The sequence below is a fragment of the Rahnella sp. P4_A8 genome, from assembly GCF_056402435.1.
Window position 1 is genome coordinate 13,112 of sequence record NZ_JBFUHK010000004.1, and the last position, 16,398, is coordinate 29,509.

Consider the following 16,398-nt stretch of genomic DNA (forward strand, 5'->3'; position numbering starts at 1 on the left):
GCGTGAAGCTGCAACTTGTCGCCGTCGGCACCAAAATGCCTGACTGGGTGCAAACCGGTTTTAACGATTATCTGCACCGTTTCCCTAAAGATATGCCGTTTGAACTGACAGAGGTTCCGGCCGGGAAACGTGGGAAGAACGCAGACATCAAGCGCATTCTTGAAAAAGAAGGCGAGCAGATGCTGGCCGCTGTCGGTAAAGGGAATCGCATCGTAACGCTGGATATTCCAGGGACACCATGGGAAACCCCGCAACTGGCACAACAACTGGAACGCTGGAAGCAGGACGGACGCAATGTCAGCCTGTTGATCGGCGGTCCGGAAGGGCTGGCACCGGCCTGTAAAGCCGCAGCGGAACAGAGCTGGTCGCTCTCTCCGTTGACGCTTCCTCACCCGCTGGTGCGGGTTCTGGTGGCGGAAAGTCTTTATCGCGCCTGGAGTATTACCACTAATCATCCATATCACCGCGAATAACGGGTGGTGAATGTCAGCAACATGAATTAAGTAGTGGGATGAAAATAGATCGTAACCCTTTTCGCGACTATACGGCTGAATCAGCCCTCTTTGTGCGCCGTGCACTGGTGGCGTTTATCGGCATTCTGCTACTTAGCGGCGTTTTAGCTTTTAATCTTTATAATCTGCAAATTGTCCGTTTTCAGGATTACCAAACCCGTTCTAACGATAACCGTATCAAGCTGGTGCCGATCGCGCCCAGCCGCGGCATTATCTATGACCGCAACGGTACGCCGCTGGCGCTGAACCGCACGATCTATCAGCTTGAACTGGTGCCGGAAAAAGTGGACGATTTGCAGGCCACGCTTGAAGGCCTCAAACCGATAGTTGACCTCACGCAGGAAGATATCGATAACTTCAAAAAAGAGCGCCAGCGTTCGCGACGCTTTACGTCTATTGCCGTCAAAACGGCCCTGACTGAAGTTCAGGTTGCGCGTTTCTCCGTCAACCAGTTCCACTTCCCCGGCGTTGAAGTCAAAGGCTATCAGCGTCGCTACTATCCGTATGGTTCAGCGCTGACGCACGTTATCGGCTATGTATCGAAAATCAATGACCGTGACGTTGAACGCCTCGATAAAGATGGCATTCTGGCCAACTATGCCGCCACGCACGACATTGGTAAGCTCGGCATTGAGCGCTATTACGAAGACACGCTTCACGGTAAAACCGGCTATGAAGAAGTTGAAGTGAACAACCGTGGCCGCGTTATCCGCCAGCTACACGAAGAACCGCCGCAGGCGGGCAAAGATATTTACCTGACGATCGACTTGCCATTACAGCAATATATTGAAGTCTTGCTGACCGGCAGCCGCGCCGCTGTGGTGGTTACCGATCCCCGCGATGGCGCCATCCGTGCACTGGTGTCTAACCCGAGTTATGACCCGAACCTGTTTGTGGATGGCATCTCAAGTAAAGATTACAACACGCTGCTTAACGACCCCAATAAGCCGCTGATCAACCGGACAACGCAGGGGGTTTATCCGCCAGCGTCTACTGTGAAACCGTATATTTCAGTTTCTGCGCTGACAACGGGTGTTATCAATAAAAACACCTCCCTGTTTGATCCAGGCTGGTGGCAGTTACCGGGTTCAGACAAGCGTTACCGCGACTGGAAACACTGGGGGCATGGTCGCCTGAATGTGACGAAAGCCCTTGAGGAATCGGCTGATACCTTCTTCTATCAGGTTGCTTATGATATGGGGATTGACCGTCTTTCCGAGTGGATGGGCAAATTTGGTTACGGCCAGTACAGCGGTATCGATTTATCAGAAGAACGTAGCGGGAATATGCCAAACCGCGACTGGAAATTTAAACGCTTCAAAAAACCCTGGTATCAGGGCGACACCATTCCGGTGGGTATCGGTCAGGGCTACTGGACCGCAACTCCAATCCAAATCATGAAAGCCATGACCACGCTGATTAATGACGGCAATGTCAAAACGCCACATTTGTTGCTGAGCACCAAAGTTGATGGCCAGCAGGTGCCGTACAAACAACAGGAAACGACCCAGATTGGCGATATTCATTCCGGCTATTGGGAAATTGCCAAAGACGGTATGTATGGCGTAGCAAACCGTCCGAACGGTACGGCCCGCAAGTACTTTGCTGACGCGCCTTATAAAGCCGCCGCAAAATCCGGGACAGCACAAGTTTACGGTTTGAAAGCCAATGAAATCTATAATGCGCATAAAATCGCTGAGCATCTGCGTGACCACAAGCTGATGACCTCTTTTGCACCCTATGACAAACCGACCGTGGCCGTTGCCGTAGTTCTGGAGAATGGCGGTGCGGGTCCGGCAGTGGGGACAATTTCACGCCAGATACTCGACCACATTTTACTGGGCGACAACACGACACAATTACCGGCTGACGCGCCAGCGCCACCGGGAACCGAAGGTGATTAACCGTCAATGACTGAGAACCAACAAAAAAGATCATTGTGGTCGAAAATGCATATCGACCTGACGATGTTGCTGATCGTGCTCGCGCTGCTGACCTACAGTGCGTTCGTGATGTGGAGCGCCAGTGGTCAGGACATGGGCATGATGGAACGTAAAATCGGCCAGATCCTGATGGGTCTGGTGATTATGCTGGTCATGGCACAAATCCCGCCGCGCGTTTACGAAAGCTGGGCACCTTATCTCTACATCTTCTGCGTTTTCCTGCTGGTGCTGGTGGATGCCTTCGGCAGTATCAGTAAAGGTGCACAGCGCTGGCTGGATCTGGGGATCATTAAATTCCAGCCGTCAGAACTGGCGAAAATCGCCGTGCCTCTGATGGTCGCGCGCTTTATCAATCGCGACGTTTGCCCGCCTTCACTTAAAAATACCGCGATTGCCCTGGCATTAATCTTCATCCCTACCCTGCTGGTCGCGGCACAGCCCGATCTGGGCACCTCGATTCTGATTGCCGCATCCGGTTTATTTGTGCTGTTCCTTTCGGGCATGAGCTGGAAACTGATTGCCGTCGCCGCCCTGCTGGTTGCCGCATTTATCCCGATCCTGTGGTTCTTCCTGATGCACGACTATCAGCGCGACCGCGTCATGATGTTGCTTGATCCTGAAAGCGATCCGCTGGGTGCGGGCTATCATATTATTCAGTCTAAAATTGCCATCGGCTCTGGCGGTTTTTCCGGCAAAGGCTGGTTGCATGGCACGCAGTCTCAGCTGGAATTCCTGCCCGAGCGACATACCGACTTTATTTTCGCTGTACTCGCCGAAGAATTGGGGTTGATTGGTGTTCTGGTGCTGCTTGGGCTGTACTTATGCCTGATCATGCGCGGTCTGGTGATCGCCGCCCATGCACAGACTACTTTTGGCCGCGTGATGTCTGGCGGACTGATGCTGATTCTGTTCGTTTATGTGTTTGTTAACATCGGCATGGTCAGTGGTATTGTCCCGGTAGTTGGGGTACCTTTGCCTCTGGTCAGCTATGGCGGGTCAGCACTCATCGTGCTAATGGCAGGGTTTGGTATCGTTATGTCGATACATACTCATCGAAAAATGTTGTCGAAAAACTTATAGAGGTGAGCAATGCGTAAGGAGTGGCTTGGAGCTGTCATTATCGGTTTGCTGTTAAGTGGTTGTGCCACTGAAGATACACAGCAACAACAACCGGCACCGCAGCAAGCCTACAATGGCCCTGTGGTAGAAATCGGCGGGGCTGATCCGCGTTACGAACCTTATAATCAGGGCACGATGCAGAATTATACCGTTAACGGTAAAACCTATAAGATCATCAAAGACCCGTCCAACTTTTCGCAGGTGGGGCAAGCGGCCTGGTACAGTCAGGAGAATGGAGGCAACACTACCGCGCTCGGTGAAGAATTCGACCCGACAGCCATGACCGCTGCGCATCCGACATTGCCGATCCCAAGCTATGTCCGCGTCACCAACATGGCGACAGGACGCATGCTGGTCGTGCGTGTTAACGATCGTGGCCCTTATGTGCCGGGCAAAATTATCGATTTGTCTCAGGCTGCGGCAGACCGTCTGAACCTGACCAACAGCACCAAAGTACGCATTGATTTTATCAACGTTGCGCCTGACGGCACGCTTTCCGGCCCGGGGACTATTGGTACGACCGTCGCCAAACAATCTTATGCATTACCGTCTCGTCCAAGTTTAGGCGCCAGCAATATGGGGACGCCTACGCTGACAGCAGAGCCGCCGAATACGTCAGATGTACGCCCGATCAGTAACAGCACCCTGAGTAATCCTAATGCTGCGCCATTAACGAATGACGAAGATAACAACGGCGCCGTAGCCTCTGCGCCAGCAGCGACCACGATGTCCGGTAACAGCAGCGGCGGCGGGTTTCTGAGCGCGCCAACACCTCTGCGTCAGGGTGTGTTAGAAGGCAGCGAACCGGTAACAGCACCGGTTGCTGTCGCCAGTGCCGCACCGGTAGCAGCAGCTGCGGCCTCCGCAGCGCCTGCGCATACCACTGCCATTCCTTCCTCGGGATTTATGGTACAGGTTGGCGCACTGAGTAATCCTCAGAACGCGCAACTGTGGCAAAAAAGCCTCAGCCAGCGCTTCTCTGTACCCGGTAAAGTACAGGCCAATGGCAGCACCTATCGCGTGCAGCTTGGTCCGTTCACCACCCGCCAGCAGGCCGAACAGCTGAAACAGCGACTGGCCAGCGAAGCTCAGCAGCAGTCTTTCGTCACTGCTGGCATGTAATCTCAAAATACGGGGCATCGGCCCCGTTCTTATAAGTCCCCTGTCTTATAAGTAAAAGTCAGTAAGCGCCGGTAATCGAAGATGTCTGACTTATGACTCTTCTGCTATAGTGGCGCACGTTTATCACTTACTCCCACGGATGTTGTTGTCCCGATCATGAAACTTGTAAATACTTCACGTTTAGTCAAAAGCCTCGCATTTGGCACCGTAATCACTCTGAGTGCAGCGTCCGCCTATGCCGACGATGTTAATTTAAAAACAATGATCCCTGGCGTTCCGCAGATTGATGCTGAAGCCTATATCCTGATCGACTACAACTCCGGCAAAGTTCTGGCAGAAATGAATGCCGATGCGCGCCGCGACCCAGCCAGCCTGACTAAAATGATGACCAGTTATGTTATCGGTCAGTCCATCAAAGCCGGCAAAATCTCTCCGACCGACATCGTTACCGTGGGTCCGGACGCCTGGGCAACCGGCAATCCGGTGTTCAAGGGCTCTTCCCTGATGTTCCTCAAACCCGGCGACCGTGTACCGGTTTCTGAGCTCAACCGCGGGATCATTCTGCAATCCGGTAACGACGCCTGTGTGGCAATGGCTGACCATGTGGCCGGAAGTCAGGATGCTTTCGTTGCCATCATGAACAATTACGTGAACTCTCTGGGTCTGAAAAATACCCATTTCGGCACCGTTCATGGTCTTGATGCCGCTGGCCAGTACAGCTCAGCCCGCGATATGGCGCTGATTGGTCAGGCGCTGATCCGTGATGTACCGGAAGAATATGCCACCTACAAAGAGAAAGAATTCACCTTCAACAATATCCGCCAGATGAACCGTAACGGTTTGTTGTGGGATAACAGCTTGAATGTTGACGGCATTAAAACCGGTCATACTGATTCAGCGGGCTATAACCTGGTAGCTTCTGCGACAGAAGGCCAGATGCGTCTGATCTCCGCAGTGATGGGCGGTCATACGTATAAAGGCCGTGAAGTTGAAAGTAAAAAATTGCTGACCTGGGGCTTCCGTTTCTTCGAAACCGTTTCTCCGCTGAAAGCCGGTAAAGAGTTCGCGTCAGAACCTGTCTGGTTCGGTGATACCGACCGCGTCGCACTGGGCGTTGAGAAAGATGCTTACCTGACGATCCCACGTGGTCGTATGAAAGATCTGAAAGCCAGCTACGTGCTGAACACACCGGAACTGCATGCGCCCTTGCAGAAAAATCAGGTGGTTGGGTCGATCAATTTCCAGCTTGATGGCAAAACCATTGATGAGCGCCCTCTGGTGGTCATGAACGAAGTGAAAGAAGGCGGCTTCTTCGGTCGCATCGTGGATTACATCAAACTGATGTTCCACCACTGGTTTGGCTAAGTTGCCCGCTTGAAAAAGTTTGCAACAATCCCCATATAACCGGTATAGATTATAGCTCCCGCTACGGCGGGAGTTATACTTTCAGAGACAACACTTAATACGCTGTACAACACGCTGGAGTGCACATGAAAACCAAACTGAACGAACTGCTCGAATTCCCTTGTCCCTTTACCTACAAAGTAATGGGCCTGGCACAACCCGAGCTGGTAGACCAGGTTGTGGAAGTCGTGCAACGCCATGCGCCTGGCGATTACAATCCTCAGGTAAAACCGAGCAGTAAAGGGAATTACCACTCCGTTTCGATTACGATCACTGCGACTCACATCGACCAGGTCGAAACCCTGTACGATGAACTGGGCAATATCGAAATTGTCCGCATGGTGCTGTAAGCCCTTTCTGACCGATCCGCGCGGGAGTCACACTGTCGCGCGTTTTCCCCCTCTTCAATGACGATAACTGCCGTGCAATCACAAAATCCGCAAGAACGTATCGTACTGCGCCAGCTTGGTCTTCAGCCCTATGAACCGGTTTCTCTGGCCATGCACCATTTTACTGAGCACCGAAATGCCGACTCGCTTGATGAAATCTGGCTGGTTCAGCATCACCGTGTCTTTACGCAGGGTCAGGCAGGCAAAGCTGAACATGTTCTGATGCCCGGTGATATTCCGGTTATCCAGAGCGATCGCGGCGGTCAGGTGACGTATCACGGTCCCGGTCAGCAGGTAATGTACGTGATGGTGGATTTAAAACGAAAAAAACTCGGTGTCCGTCAACTGGTGACGGCAATTGAGCAAACGGTGGTGGATACGCTGGCACACTTCTCTATCGACGCTTATCCGCGTGCGGACGCGCCGGGCGTGTATGTCGATGGCAAAAAGATTTGTTCGCTAGGGTTACGCATCCGCAAAGGCTGTTCGTTACACGGCCTGGCATTAAATATTGATATGGATCTGGAGCCTTTCCACCGCATCAACCCCTGTGGTTATGCTGGCCTTGAAATGACGCAGGTTAGCCTCGAAAAACCGGGGCTGACGGTCGATCAGGTGATGCCGGTTCTGGTGAAATCCTTCAACCATCGCCTTGATTATCAGCAGGTTGATTATCTGCCCTGGCAGATAGAACATTACGCCCCTTCTCCGCCGTGATTTTTGGGCAGAGCTGATACGGCTGTATTGATCTTTTCTCGCGTACCTCGTGTTTTTGTCATTTATCGGGAGCGCGAGAAAATATTTACACACCATTAACACCCCATCAGCCCCCTCAGCGAACCGCTAAAATAATCAGTATTTTCAAAATATTACATTCAATTAATGACTCCTTTTTTGATAACCCTTCCTGTTTAAGGTTAAAAAATTGCAGCATTTAGCACTTCCGGTCATGACGAAGGGCTGAACGAAGGGATGCTTCAATGATATAATTTCCGCATTATTTCTACTTTTTTTGATGAATCAGCCAGTTCATTGAATGTCCTGAAAAAACTCGGATAACGAGTGACAAACCTGGAAGCTGCAAGATTATGAGTAAACCGATTCAGATGGAACGCGGCGTCAAATACCGCGATGCAGATAAGATGGCGTTAATTCCGGTGAAAACCGTGGTCAGTGACCGGCAGGAAATGTTACGTAAGCCGGCATGGATGAAAATCAAACTGCCTGCCGACTCAACAAAAATTCAGGGCATTAAATCAGCACTGCGCAAGAATGGCCTGCATTCCGTTTGTGAAGAGGCGGCCTGCCCTAACCTTTCCGAGTGCTTCAACCACGGTACCGCAACGTTCATGATCCTCGGTGCCATTTGTACCCGTCGCTGCCCGTTCTGCGATGTGGCACATGGTCGTCCAACCGCACCTGATATCAACGAGCCGGAAAAACTGGCACAGACTATTTCTGATATGGGTCTGCGTTATGTCGTGATCACCTCGGTTGACCGGGATGACTTGCGCGACGGCGGTGCTCAGCATTTTGCGGATTGTATTACGGCTATCCGTGCAAAAAACCCGACCATCAAAATCGAAACGCTGGTACCAGATTTCCGTGGACGTATGGATCGTGCGCTGGAAATTCTTAACGCCAGCCCGCCGGACGTGTTTAACCACAATCTGGAAAACGTGCCGCGTGTTTACCGCCAGGTTCGTCCGGGTGCTAACTACGAGTGGTCCCTGACGCTGCTGCAACGTTTTAAAGAAGCGCACCCGGAAATTCCAACCAAATCAGGTCTGATGGTGGGTCTGGGCGAAACAAACGAAGAAATTATCGAAGTGATGCGCGATCTGCGTCGTCATGGCGTAACGATGCTGACACTCGGCCAGTACTTACAGCCAAGCCGTCACCATCTTCCGGTGCAGCGTTATGTGAGCCCTGAAGAGTTTGATCAGATGAAAGAAGCAGCGATGGAAATGGGCTTCACCCATGCAGCCTGCGGTCCGTTCGTGCGTTCTTCTTATCACGCCGACCTGCAAGCCAAAGGGTTAGAAGTTAAGTAATATCTCGTTACTTTTTCGCTTCAGAAAGACAAAAAGGTTGTTCGCAAGAACAACCTTTTTCGTTTGCTAAGAGGCCGGAGACTGGCGTTCTGAAAACTCAGTCTTTGTGCTCAACACGTTGAGCTGGCTTTTCTTCTGCGGTTTTTTCAGCAGAAGCGGGAGCCGGATCATCGTTCATGGCTTTCTTAAAGCCACGCAGTGCCGCGCCCAGGTCACCGCCCAGAGAACGCAGTTTGCTGGTACCGAACAACAGAACGATCAGCACGCCGACCACCAACAATTTAGTAATACTTAAACCTTCCATACATACCTTCTTTACACTGAGTGCTGGAAAACAGCAGTGACAATTTGCCGTTATTAACGGCCATTCGCGACGTTAATACAACCCGAAAATGTAACAGAACGGATCCGCAACTGTGCGCATTGTGACCAGAGTGAGTTATTATGAGCGTGAACAGCACGCCCATAAAGGACTTCTGTCTTTATTTACAGCAAACCACCTGCAAACTTGATTTCGGATCAGATAAAGCGGCTCAGGAAAGCCTGTGTCCGCTGATGTTTCGGATTGACCAGAACATCATCCGCTGCCCCCTGCTCAACGACAACGCCGCGATCCATAAACACCACGCGATCTGCAGCCTCTTTTGCAAAACCGATTTCATGCGTCACCACAATCATCGTCAGCCCCTGCTTTGCCAGATCCCGCATGGTAGCCAGCACTTCGCCCACCAGTTCAGGGTCGAGTGCGGACGTTGGCTCATCGAACAACATCAGTTTAGGTTTCACCGCCAGCGCACGGGCGATAGCAACGCGCTGTTGCTGACCACCGGAAAGATGACGCGGGTAGGCATTCGCTTTATCACTCAGGCCGACTTTTTGCAGCAATTCACGCGCATATTTCTCCGCTTCATGACGGCTTTCTTTATGCACACCAACCGGCGCTTCAATGATGTTTTGCAATACGGTCATGTGCGGATAAAGATTGAATTGCTGGAATACCATGCCGATATCCCGGCGTTGCCGCGCAATCGCCCGTTCGGGCAGTTTATGCAGACGGTCTCCGCGCAGTTCATAACCGATTTGCTCGCCACCGACCATAATGGAACCGCGATCAATATCTTCCAGATGATTTATACAGCGCAAGAATGTCGATTTACCTGAACCCGACGGCCCGAGGATCACCACCACTTCGCTGGGTTTCACATCCAGATCAATCCCCTTCAGCACTTCGTTATCACCATAACTTTTATGCACATTACGGGCGACCACCAGTGATGCTTGTCCGGATGACTGTACGTCAGCGGGCAATTGACTCATAAGTCCTCCTTTTGGGCCATGCCCGGTGAATTGATGATCGGCGCGGTTTTTTCTTCCGCATTGCTCTGACGCCGTTTGGCATTTGGCAACGTCCGGCGTGTACCGCGGGAATAATAGCGTTCAATCGCAGACTGTCCGAGATTGAGCAATGACGTGATAAACAGATACCAGATCACCGCCACCATCAGCATAGGCACCACTTCAAAGGTCCGGTTGTAGACCGTTTGCACGGAATACAGCAAATCGCCCATCGCGATAACGCTGACCAGCGACGTCGCTTTAATCATGCTGATCAGCTGGTTACCGGTCGGCGGAATAATCGAACGCATGGCCTGCGGAATGATGATCCGGCGCAGCGCACGGCCACGACTCATGCCAAATGCCTGCGCGGTTTCCGCCTGACCGTTATCGACTGACAGCAAGCCTGCCCGAATGATTTCTGCCATATATGCCGCTTCATTCAGCGCCAGACCGGCAATGGCAGCAGTCAGCGGCGTGATCAGATCATTGGTATTCCAGCTCATGTACTCCGGGCCAAACGGGACGCCGAGTACCACGCGCGGGAACAGCGTCGACATGTTGTACCAGAACAATAACTGTACCAGCAGCGGCGTACCGCGGAAGAACCAGATATACAGCCCTGCTAATCTTCTCAGCAACAGGCTGTCAGACAAACGGGCAATCGCCAGCATCAGCCCGATGAACACACCGAGCAGCATCGACACCACGGTAAGGCCGAGCGTGACGCCCAGACCTTTGATCACCGACCCTTCCGTGAACCACTGCGCCACCACATGCCATTCGAAGTTCGGGTTGTGCGAAACGGCCCAAACCACATCAGCGGCAATCAGCAACACCACTATCCAGGCAATCCAGCGGCCGTAGTTACGCGGTGCGTGGGAAAACTCAACGTTACGTCGCGGATCCTGCGTATAGTCGTCCTTGACTGCCGGCGTTGAACTATACGATTTATCCGTCATTTAGACTGCGCCTTTGCCAGGTTAATGCCCGGTGCTGAAATCATATTGCCTTCCAGACCCCATTTTTTCATGATGATGGCGTACGTGCCGTTGTCGAACAGTTTCTGATAACCGGCGAGGATCGCGTCACGAACCGGTGAGTCTTTGGCGACGACCGTCCCCTGGAAGATATCGCCAAAGCCGTTGGATTTGCCGGTGCCGGTCAGTTCAAGCTGACCGTTGGCTTTTTCCACAAAATAGGTCAGCGGTGCCTGAGAAGAGAAGAACGCGTCGGAACGGTTAGAACGAACCGCCAGAATCGACGTAGGCTGATCGGCAAATGACTGTACAGTCACGGCCGGTTTGCCGTCTTTGACACACACATCAGACTGCTTACGGATAACCTGTTCAGCCGATCCCCCCGCCATCACGGCAATGCGTTTACCGCAGGTATCATCAAGGGAATTGATGTTTTCCGGGTTACCTTTGCGCACCCCGAAGACGACATATTCTTTGACGAAATCGATGAAATCATTTTTCGCCTGACGATCAGGATAATCGCCGATCGGGCCGATGCCCATCTGGTAGCGTCCTGCGGCCATGCCGCTGAGGATGCCGGATAAGCCGCTCACGGAAGCATGCTCTATTTTTACCCCCATGACTTGTGCCAGCGCATGCGCCAGATCCGCACTCGCGCCATCCAGACCGTTGGCGCTGGTCACGATTTCATACGGAGGGAAAGAGCCGTTATTCACAGAGGTCATCACACCTGACTTCTGAATATCCGCAGGTAATTTTGCGTGGATCGCCGGATCCATCGTCTGAGTCGGGATTGTCACGTTTTCAGCAGCAAAGGCATTTATGGAAGATACGGAAAGTAATGCAGCGGTCAGTACAGCAATCTGACGAAGTTGTTTTGCCATCATTCTCTTGTTTCCTCTGTGTAAAAAGTCGGTCTGTGAGTTTATGAATGTTGTGGTTTTATAGTGATTACCTTCCGTGGCAACTTTCCGGGTTTTTCTTTTTATGGCTGTTTATCTATAGAAAAAACAAACGCATCCCCTGGTGAGGGCGCGGTACTGCATGAGCGCTGAGGCAGCCGTTGAGGACCGGCCGCGCACAGACTCAGTCGTTACGCAGTTGCGGTAAACCAAAACGACGGTTTGCCAGCACCGGTAACACTTTTCTGGCATGCGCCAGACGATCTTTATCCAGCTCGGCAAACACCAGTGCCGGGGCCTCGGCTGCGCGGGCGATAGCCACACCCAACGGATCGACCACCATACTGTTGCCGATATTGCGCTCGCCACATTCACCCACGGCCACCATATAGGTGGTGTTTTCCAGTGCGCGTGCCGTGACCAGCACTTCCCAATGCATTTCTTTCAGCGGACCTTTCACCCACGCGGCAGGCAGCACCAGTACATCGGCACCGTCGAGCACCAGACGCCGCGCCAGTTCCGGGAAACGCACGTCATAACAGGTCATCAGGCCGACGTTAAACCCGGCGACATTCACCAGCGGCGGTATTTCGTCACCCGCCGTGACATTTTTTGATTCCTGAGAGGAGAACGCATCATAAAGATGCAACTTTTGATATTCAGAAATAATCTCGCCATTACGGATTGAAATCAGCACGTTATATGCACGGCCATCCGGTGCAGGCGTATGCACGCTCATCATGGTGGTCATCTGATTGCCACGACTGGCCGCCAGCAACTGACTGACAAACGGGCCATCCAGAGGTTGTGCTGCTTTTAAAACCAAATCCGGATCGGTAATGTCACGCGCCAGAATGCCTTCCGGCAGCACCAGCAAATCCACGCCCGCTTCGACAGATTTCGCCATCAGCGAAAGACAGGTTTCGACGTTGGCTTCCCATTCACGGGAAACCGCAAACTGACCTAATGCAACTTTCATTTTTGACTCCCCCCGTCGCTTACTTGTGAAAGCGATCGGTTAAGTGTTACTGAGCAAAGTTCGGGAACAAATCTCCCGGCGTCAGGCGCCTGGCAGTCAGCCCCTGGGCATGTAATTCCTGCGCAAAATCGTCGATCATCTTTTCATTGGCGGCGTAACCGTTTGCATTCCAGTCCGCAGGTAAATCGACCACAGTGCGACGTAAATCATCCAGCAACCATGGCGTGGTATCGGCATATTTCGCGCGCTTATCCATCCAGACTTCATAAGAGCGATCGATGATTTCGCTCAGCGCCTGCGGTAACCACGGATGCTCTTCGGCCAGCGCAGGTTTGATTGCCAGCAGGTGGATGCCCGGGATGTACCCGACGCGGTTGAAATAGGCCAGTTCGGCGGCACGAAAATCCGGCTGGAACTGACGGAAACCGGAATCAGGCTTGAAGAATCCCTCAGGCATAAACGGTGTAAATACCGCATCCAGCCAGCCTTCCTGTAACAACTCCATCATAGGACGTTCTTCCGGCACGGCTTCGATGCGCCCTTCGCGGCCAAAACCGGCCAGACGGTCAACAATCGGGTGCGCTTCGGTCAGGCGGCCGACATACCAGTTCGCATCTTCAATGCCCACACCTTCAAGTGCCAGCAACGTGCGGGTCCAGGTATTGCCGGAATCCTGCCAGCCGGTCAGGCCAATACGTTTACCGGCCAGTTGATAAAGTTCGGTCAGCGGGCTGTCTTCACGGGTGATGATGCAGCGCTGACGGAAGCCGCGCATCAGAAAATGCGGTATCGCCAGTAAATCAGATTCGCCCCGCGCACGCCCTTGTGCATAACGGCTGAAAGACACTTCACCCGCATCGTATTTATCGCTGGTCCCCAGGTTATCAACCAAAGTGCCCACGCGGTCTATCTCGAGATTAAACCCTTCCGGTTTAAGATCGCCTAATGCCAGCGGCGTAAAATAATCCCAGTCACGAACCGCCAGCCTGATGGTAATCGTCACATCTTTCCCCTTAAGTGTCAGCATGGTTGATATGCAGAAAAACAACTGTGCGTTTACAAACCTGCCCGAAAACACACCAAATTCTTTTACTAAGGCCATCATCTTCACGGCAAGATGATTATTTTATCGCCTGTGTTGGCTAAGTTTGATACTAATGGCATAAATTAATATGTACAATAGAATCTTTGTTACTGAACAAAAGGCAAAAAAATGACAGAAAACTCTCTCGAAAAAACGCTGGATGCAGAATGGTTAGCGACGCAATTACAGGATCGTTCCATGCGGGGCATTGCGATTGAAACCGCAGCGATGATCCGATCCGGTGTGATCGAGATTGGTACGCATCTTCCCGCCGTGCGTGAACTCGCGCAGGCGCTGGGCGTCAGTCCGGCCACGGTTTCAGCCGCCTGGGGTCAGTTGCGACGTCAGAAAGTGATCGCCGGGCGGGGGCGAAACGGCGTCTGGGTGTGCGGCGACATGCTGTCTCCACGACCGGCACGCTTCGAGAAAATCGGCAATTTTGGTGAGCATATTATTGCGGATCTGGCGCTGTCATCGCCGGATCCGGCACTGTTGCCTGACTTGCACGAAGCCATGCAGCGCGGTGTTGGCGCAGACAATCTGAACAGTTATCAGCGTGAGGCTATCGCGCCGTCGCTGCTTGAGGCCGCACGCCAGGACTGGCCTTATGACGCCCCCGCTTTTATGGCGGCGGATGGCGGATTTGACGGCATGAACCTGACGCTGCAAACCCTGCTGATGCAGGGTTCGGTGGTGGCAATTGAAGACCCGACTGCCACACGCCTGCTGGATATGCTGGACAATCTCGGTGCGCAGGTCATTCCGGTGAAGTGCGACGAATTCGGCCCCACGCCGGAATCACTCAGTCAGGCACTGCTGAAAAATCCTTCAGCCTTTATTTTTCAGCCACGTACCCATTCGCATTGTGGCCATGCGATTAACGCAGAACGTTATGCTGCGCTGGCCAACATTCTCAGCCAAAGTAACACACTGATTATTGAAGATGACGGAATCGGACAGTTGTCACGTTACGCGCCGCTGAGTATGGGCAGCAAACTGCCGGACCGCACGGTGCATGTCCGTTCTTATTCCAAAGCGTACGGCCCGGATTTGCGGCTAGCGGTGATTTCGGGATCGGTGGATTTAATCAAACAAATCAAATCATTCCGTAACTTTGGTGCCGGCTGGTCGAGCCGTATTTTGCAGGAAGCGCTGGCGTGGCTGATTAACGATCCGAAAACGCAGGAAGGGATTACGCAGGCTAAAAAAGTGTATGCGGAGCGACGCAAAGCCATGTCCGATGCGTTGCGCATTCGCGGCGTGAATATCCCCGACCGCGACGGACTGGCGATGTGGATCCCGGTGCCATCGGAACAGTTTGCGCTGGTAACGATGGCCGCGCGCGGTATCGCGGTTCTGCCCGGCGAGCGCAGCCGCATCGGGCCGGGGCAATTTATCCGTATCAGCACCAGTCAGATGAAACCGGAGCAGGTTGATCTGATCGCCGACGCTATCGTGCTGGCGCTGGATGTCTGATCATTCAGAGTTTTTTCAGCAGATACTTTGGCGATTCCTCGTACTGCGCACGCGCATAAAAAGTGTGGGCGCGTACACGGCGGGTATGGCTGTGAACTTCCATCCGGTCACACCCCCGGTCCGCTGCCAGACGTTCGGCCTCATCCAGCAATTTCTGGCCAATACCGCTGCCACGCGCGTGATCGCTGACGCACAAATAACTGATACGGCAAAATTCGCCAGCCAGCGCAATTTGCGGAATGAAATGCAACGAAATAAACCCGACAGCCTGACCTTCTGTTTCGGCCACTAACAGGCGGCTGTCCGGGTTCACGGCCATTTTTGCCACACGTTCTGCTATCGCTTCAGACCTGTTGGGATAATCCAAATCCCCCAGCAATTGCGCCAGAACTGGCGCATCCTGCACGGTACCTTCTCTGATTAACATCGCCTTTTCCTTTTCACAAACTGTTTCCGAAACGCGTCTACACAAGCGCCATCACACAATGTAAACTGAGCGCCTGCATTACTTTGCACTGTGGAGATGACATTCCTCCCAAACCGCCTTTACCGGCTGATGATGTCTGCGCAATCTCGCGAGAGGTTCGTAGCGTCATGCCCGGGCCTTTCTGAATTTCATCTATTTTTTAAGGTATCACTATGTTTAGCACCTTACTTGCAGTCTTTATTGGCGGTGGTATTGGCAGCGTTGTGCGCTGGTATGTCAGTCTCAAAATGAACGGAATGAGTCCGCTACTGCCCGCCGGCACCCTGACCGTGAATCTGGTCGGCGCCTTTATCATTGGCCTGGGCATCGCGATTTTCACCCGCCTGACCCATATCGACCCGGTATGGAAGCTGCTGATCACCACCGGCTTCTGCGGTGGCCTGACAACCTTCTCCACCTTCTCTCTGGAGGTGGTTTACATGCTACAGGATGGTCGCTTTGGTGCCGCCCTGCTGAACATGGCGCTGAATCTGGCCGGCTCACTGGCCATGACATTACTGGCGTTTATGCTGGTCAGCTGGTTCAGCGCACACTGATCCTATCCTCCGGCGATGCCTTTTTAATGACAAAAGGCATCGCTGTGATAAATCTGTGACGCGGGTTCACCTCCTC

17 protein-coding genes and 1 riboswitch are annotated in these 16,398 nt (G+C 52.7%); of the genes, 10 read left to right on the plus strand and 7 right to left on the minus strand.

Annotation, left to right across the window (positions count from 1 at the left end; translation table 11 throughout):
- The first annotated feature begins 2 nt into the window (after positions 1 to 2).
- The 8 genes from rlmH (at position 3) to lipA (ending at position 8,543) form a co-directional block, all read left to right on the plus strand.
- A complete protein-coding gene (rlmH, locus tag AC1DUO_RS03405; RefSeq protein ID WP_013576495.1) occupies positions 3 to 473 on the plus strand; it encodes a 23S rRNA (pseudouridine(1915)-N(3))-methyltransferase RlmH in 471 nt (156 codons plus the stop codon).
- Positions 474 to 511: 38 nt separating this feature from the next.
- The gene (gene mrdA, locus AC1DUO_RS03410) at positions 512 to 2,416 is read left to right on the plus strand and encodes a peptidoglycan DD-transpeptidase MrdA (RefSeq protein WP_013576496.1); all 1,905 of its coding nucleotides are present in this window, start codon (positions 512 to 514) and stop codon (positions 2,414 to 2,416) included.
- A 6-nt stretch (positions 2,417 to 2,422) separates the two neighbouring features.
- Positions 2,423 to 3,535 carry a peptidoglycan glycosyltransferase MrdB gene (mrdB, locus tag AC1DUO_RS03415; RefSeq protein ID WP_013576497.1) on the plus strand — a complete coding sequence of 371 codons (1,113 nt, stop codon included), beginning with the start codon at positions 2,423 to 2,425 and terminating at the stop codon, positions 3,533 to 3,535.
- 9 nt (positions 3,536 to 3,544) lie between these two features.
- On the plus strand, positions 3,545 to 4,696 hold the full coding sequence (rlpA, locus tag AC1DUO_RS03420) for an endolytic peptidoglycan transglycosylase RlpA (RefSeq protein ID WP_119261858.1): 1,152 nt from the start codon (positions 3,545 to 3,547) through the stop codon (positions 4,694 to 4,696).
- A gap of 156 nt (positions 4,697 to 4,852) precedes the next feature.
- Entirely contained in the window at positions 4,853 to 6,061 is a 1,209-nt protein-coding gene (dacA, locus tag AC1DUO_RS03425; protein WP_013576499.1) for a D-alanyl-D-alanine carboxypeptidase DacA, read from the plus strand.
- 125 nt (positions 6,062 to 6,186) lie between these two features.
- Positions 6,187 to 6,450 (plus strand): DUF493 family protein YbeD, encoded by a 264-nt coding sequence (gene ybeD, locus AC1DUO_RS03430; RefSeq protein WP_013576500.1) that lies wholly within the window; start codon positions 6,187 to 6,189, stop codon positions 6,448 to 6,450.
- Between the two features lie 57 nt (positions 6,451 to 6,507).
- Complete coding sequence (gene lipB / locus AC1DUO_RS03435) at positions 6,508 to 7,206, plus strand: lipoyl(octanoyl) transferase LipB (RefSeq protein WP_013576501.1); 699 nt, start codon at positions 6,508 to 6,510, stop codon at positions 7,204 to 7,206.
- A gap of 371 nt (positions 7,207 to 7,577) precedes the next feature.
- Positions 7,578 to 8,543, plus strand: a complete 966-nt coding sequence (lipA, locus tag AC1DUO_RS03440) for a lipoyl synthase (RefSeq protein WP_119261859.1) — start codon at positions 7,578 to 7,580, stop codon at positions 8,541 to 8,543.
- Between the two features lie 97 nt (positions 8,544 to 8,640).
- On the opposite strand, the gene tatE is transcribed toward lipA, so the two are convergent.
- The 6 genes from tatE to AC1DUO_RS03470 all read right to left on the minus strand — a co-directional run bounded on the left by tatE (position 8,641) and on the right by AC1DUO_RS03470 (position 13,742).
- The gene (gene tatE / locus AC1DUO_RS03445) at positions 8,641 to 8,847 is read right to left on the minus strand and encodes a twin-arginine translocase subunit TatE (protein ID WP_013576504.1); all 207 of its coding nucleotides are present in this window, start codon (positions 8,845 to 8,847) and stop codon (positions 8,641 to 8,643) included.
- Between the two features lie 215 nt (positions 8,848 to 9,062).
- On the minus strand, positions 9,063 to 9,860 hold the full coding sequence (locus AC1DUO_RS03450) for an amino acid ABC transporter ATP-binding protein (protein ID WP_013576505.1): 798 nt from the start codon (positions 9,858 to 9,860) through the stop codon (positions 9,063 to 9,065).
- On the minus strand, positions 9,857 to 10,840 hold the full coding sequence (locus AC1DUO_RS03455) for an amino acid ABC transporter permease (RefSeq protein ID WP_013576506.1): 984 nt from the start codon (positions 10,838 to 10,840) through the stop codon (positions 9,857 to 9,859). Before AC1DUO_RS03455 ends, AC1DUO_RS03450 begins: the two co-directional genes overlap by 4 nt.
- Positions 10,837 to 11,745, minus strand: a complete 909-nt coding sequence (locus tag AC1DUO_RS03460) for an ABC transporter substrate-binding protein (protein WP_013576507.1) — start codon at positions 11,743 to 11,745, stop codon at positions 10,837 to 10,839. Before AC1DUO_RS03460 ends, AC1DUO_RS03455 begins: the two co-directional genes overlap by 4 nt.
- Positions 11,746 to 11,944: 199 nt before the next feature.
- Positions 11,945 to 12,739, minus strand: coding sequence for a deaminated glutathione amidase (locus AC1DUO_RS03465; RefSeq protein ID WP_013576508.1), 795 nt, complete (start codon positions 12,737 to 12,739; stop codon positions 11,945 to 11,947).
- 46 nt (positions 12,740 to 12,785) lie between these two features.
- Positions 12,786 to 13,742: a substrate-binding domain-containing protein gene (locus AC1DUO_RS03470; RefSeq protein WP_041673235.1), complete on the minus strand. Its 957-nt coding sequence runs from the start codon at positions 13,740 to 13,742 to the stop codon at positions 12,786 to 12,788.
- Between the two features lie 210 nt (positions 13,743 to 13,952).
- Between AC1DUO_RS03470 and AC1DUO_RS03475 the strand changes: the two genes are divergently transcribed.
- Entirely contained in the window at positions 13,953 to 15,299 is a 1,347-nt protein-coding gene (locus AC1DUO_RS03475; RefSeq protein WP_013576510.1) for an aminotransferase class I/II-fold pyridoxal phosphate-dependent enzyme, read from the plus strand.
- Between the two features lie 4 nt (positions 15,300 to 15,303).
- Here the strand turns inward: AC1DUO_RS03475 and AC1DUO_RS03480 are convergent, their stop codons facing one another.
- Positions 15,304 to 15,726: a GNAT family N-acetyltransferase gene (locus AC1DUO_RS03480; protein WP_037037019.1), complete on the minus strand. Its 423-nt coding sequence runs from the start codon at positions 15,724 to 15,726 to the stop codon at positions 15,304 to 15,306.
- Positions 15,727 to 15,809: 83 nt separating this feature from the next.
- A riboswitch (Fluoride riboswitch) is annotated at positions 15,810 to 15,872 on the plus strand.
- Between the two features lie 66 nt (positions 15,873 to 15,938).
- On the opposite strand from AC1DUO_RS03480, the gene crcB reads away from it, so the two are divergent.
- Positions 15,939 to 16,322 (plus strand): fluoride efflux transporter CrcB, encoded by a 384-nt coding sequence (crcB, locus tag AC1DUO_RS03485; protein WP_037037017.1) that lies wholly within the window; start codon positions 15,939 to 15,941, stop codon positions 16,320 to 16,322.
- Positions 16,323 to 16,398: the final 76 nt, after the last annotated feature.

Bases quoted from the DNA above. Each gene is read 5' to 3' on its own strand.
- mrdA (WP_013576496.1), top strand. From the start codon at position 512: ATGAAAATAGATCGTAACCCTTTTCGCGACTATACGGCTGAATCAGCC.
- mrdB (WP_013576497.1), top strand. From the start codon at position 2,423: ATGACTGAGAACCAACAAAAAAGATCATTGTGGTCGAAAATGCATATC.
- rlpA (WP_119261858.1), top strand. From the start codon at position 3,545: ATGCGTAAGGAGTGGCTTGGAGCTGTCATTATCGGTTTGCTGTTAAGT.
- dacA (WP_013576499.1), top strand. From the start codon at position 4,853: ATGAAACTTGTAAATACTTCACGTTTAGTCAAAAGCCTCGCATTTGGC.
- ybeD (WP_013576500.1), top strand. From the start codon at position 6,187: ATGAAAACCAAACTGAACGAACTGCTCGAATTCCCTTGTCCCTTTACC.
- lipB (WP_013576501.1), top strand. From the start codon at position 6,508: ATGACGATAACTGCCGTGCAATCACAAAATCCGCAAGAACGTATCGTA.
- lipA (WP_119261859.1), top strand. From the start codon at position 7,578: ATGAGTAAACCGATTCAGATGGAACGCGGCGTCAAATACCGCGATGCA.
- tatE (WP_013576504.1), bottom strand. From the start codon at position 8,847: ATGGAAGGTTTAAGTATTACTAAATTGTTGGTGGTCGGCGTGCTGATC.
- AC1DUO_RS03450 (WP_013576505.1), bottom strand. From the start codon at position 9,860: ATGAGTCAATTGCCCGCTGACGTACAGTCATCCGGACAAGCATCACTG.
- AC1DUO_RS03455 (WP_013576506.1), bottom strand. From the start codon at position 10,840: ATGACGGATAAATCGTATAGTTCAACGCCGGCAGTCAAGGACGACTAT.
- AC1DUO_RS03460 (WP_013576507.1), bottom strand. From the start codon at position 11,745: ATGATGGCAAAACAACTTCGTCAGATTGCTGTACTGACCGCTGCATTA.
- AC1DUO_RS03465 (WP_013576508.1), bottom strand. From the start codon at position 12,739: ATGAAAGTTGCATTAGGTCAGTTTGCGGTTTCCCGTGAATGGGAAGCC.
- AC1DUO_RS03475 (WP_013576510.1), top strand. From the start codon at position 13,953: ATGACAGAAAACTCTCTCGAAAAAACGCTGGATGCAGAATGGTTAGCG.
- AC1DUO_RS03480 (WP_037037019.1), bottom strand. From the start codon at position 15,726: ATGTTAATCAGAGAAGGTACCGTGCAGGATGCGCCAGTTCTGGCGCAA.
- crcB (WP_037037017.1), top strand. From the start codon at position 15,939: ATGTTTAGCACCTTACTTGCAGTCTTTATTGGCGGTGGTATTGGCAGC.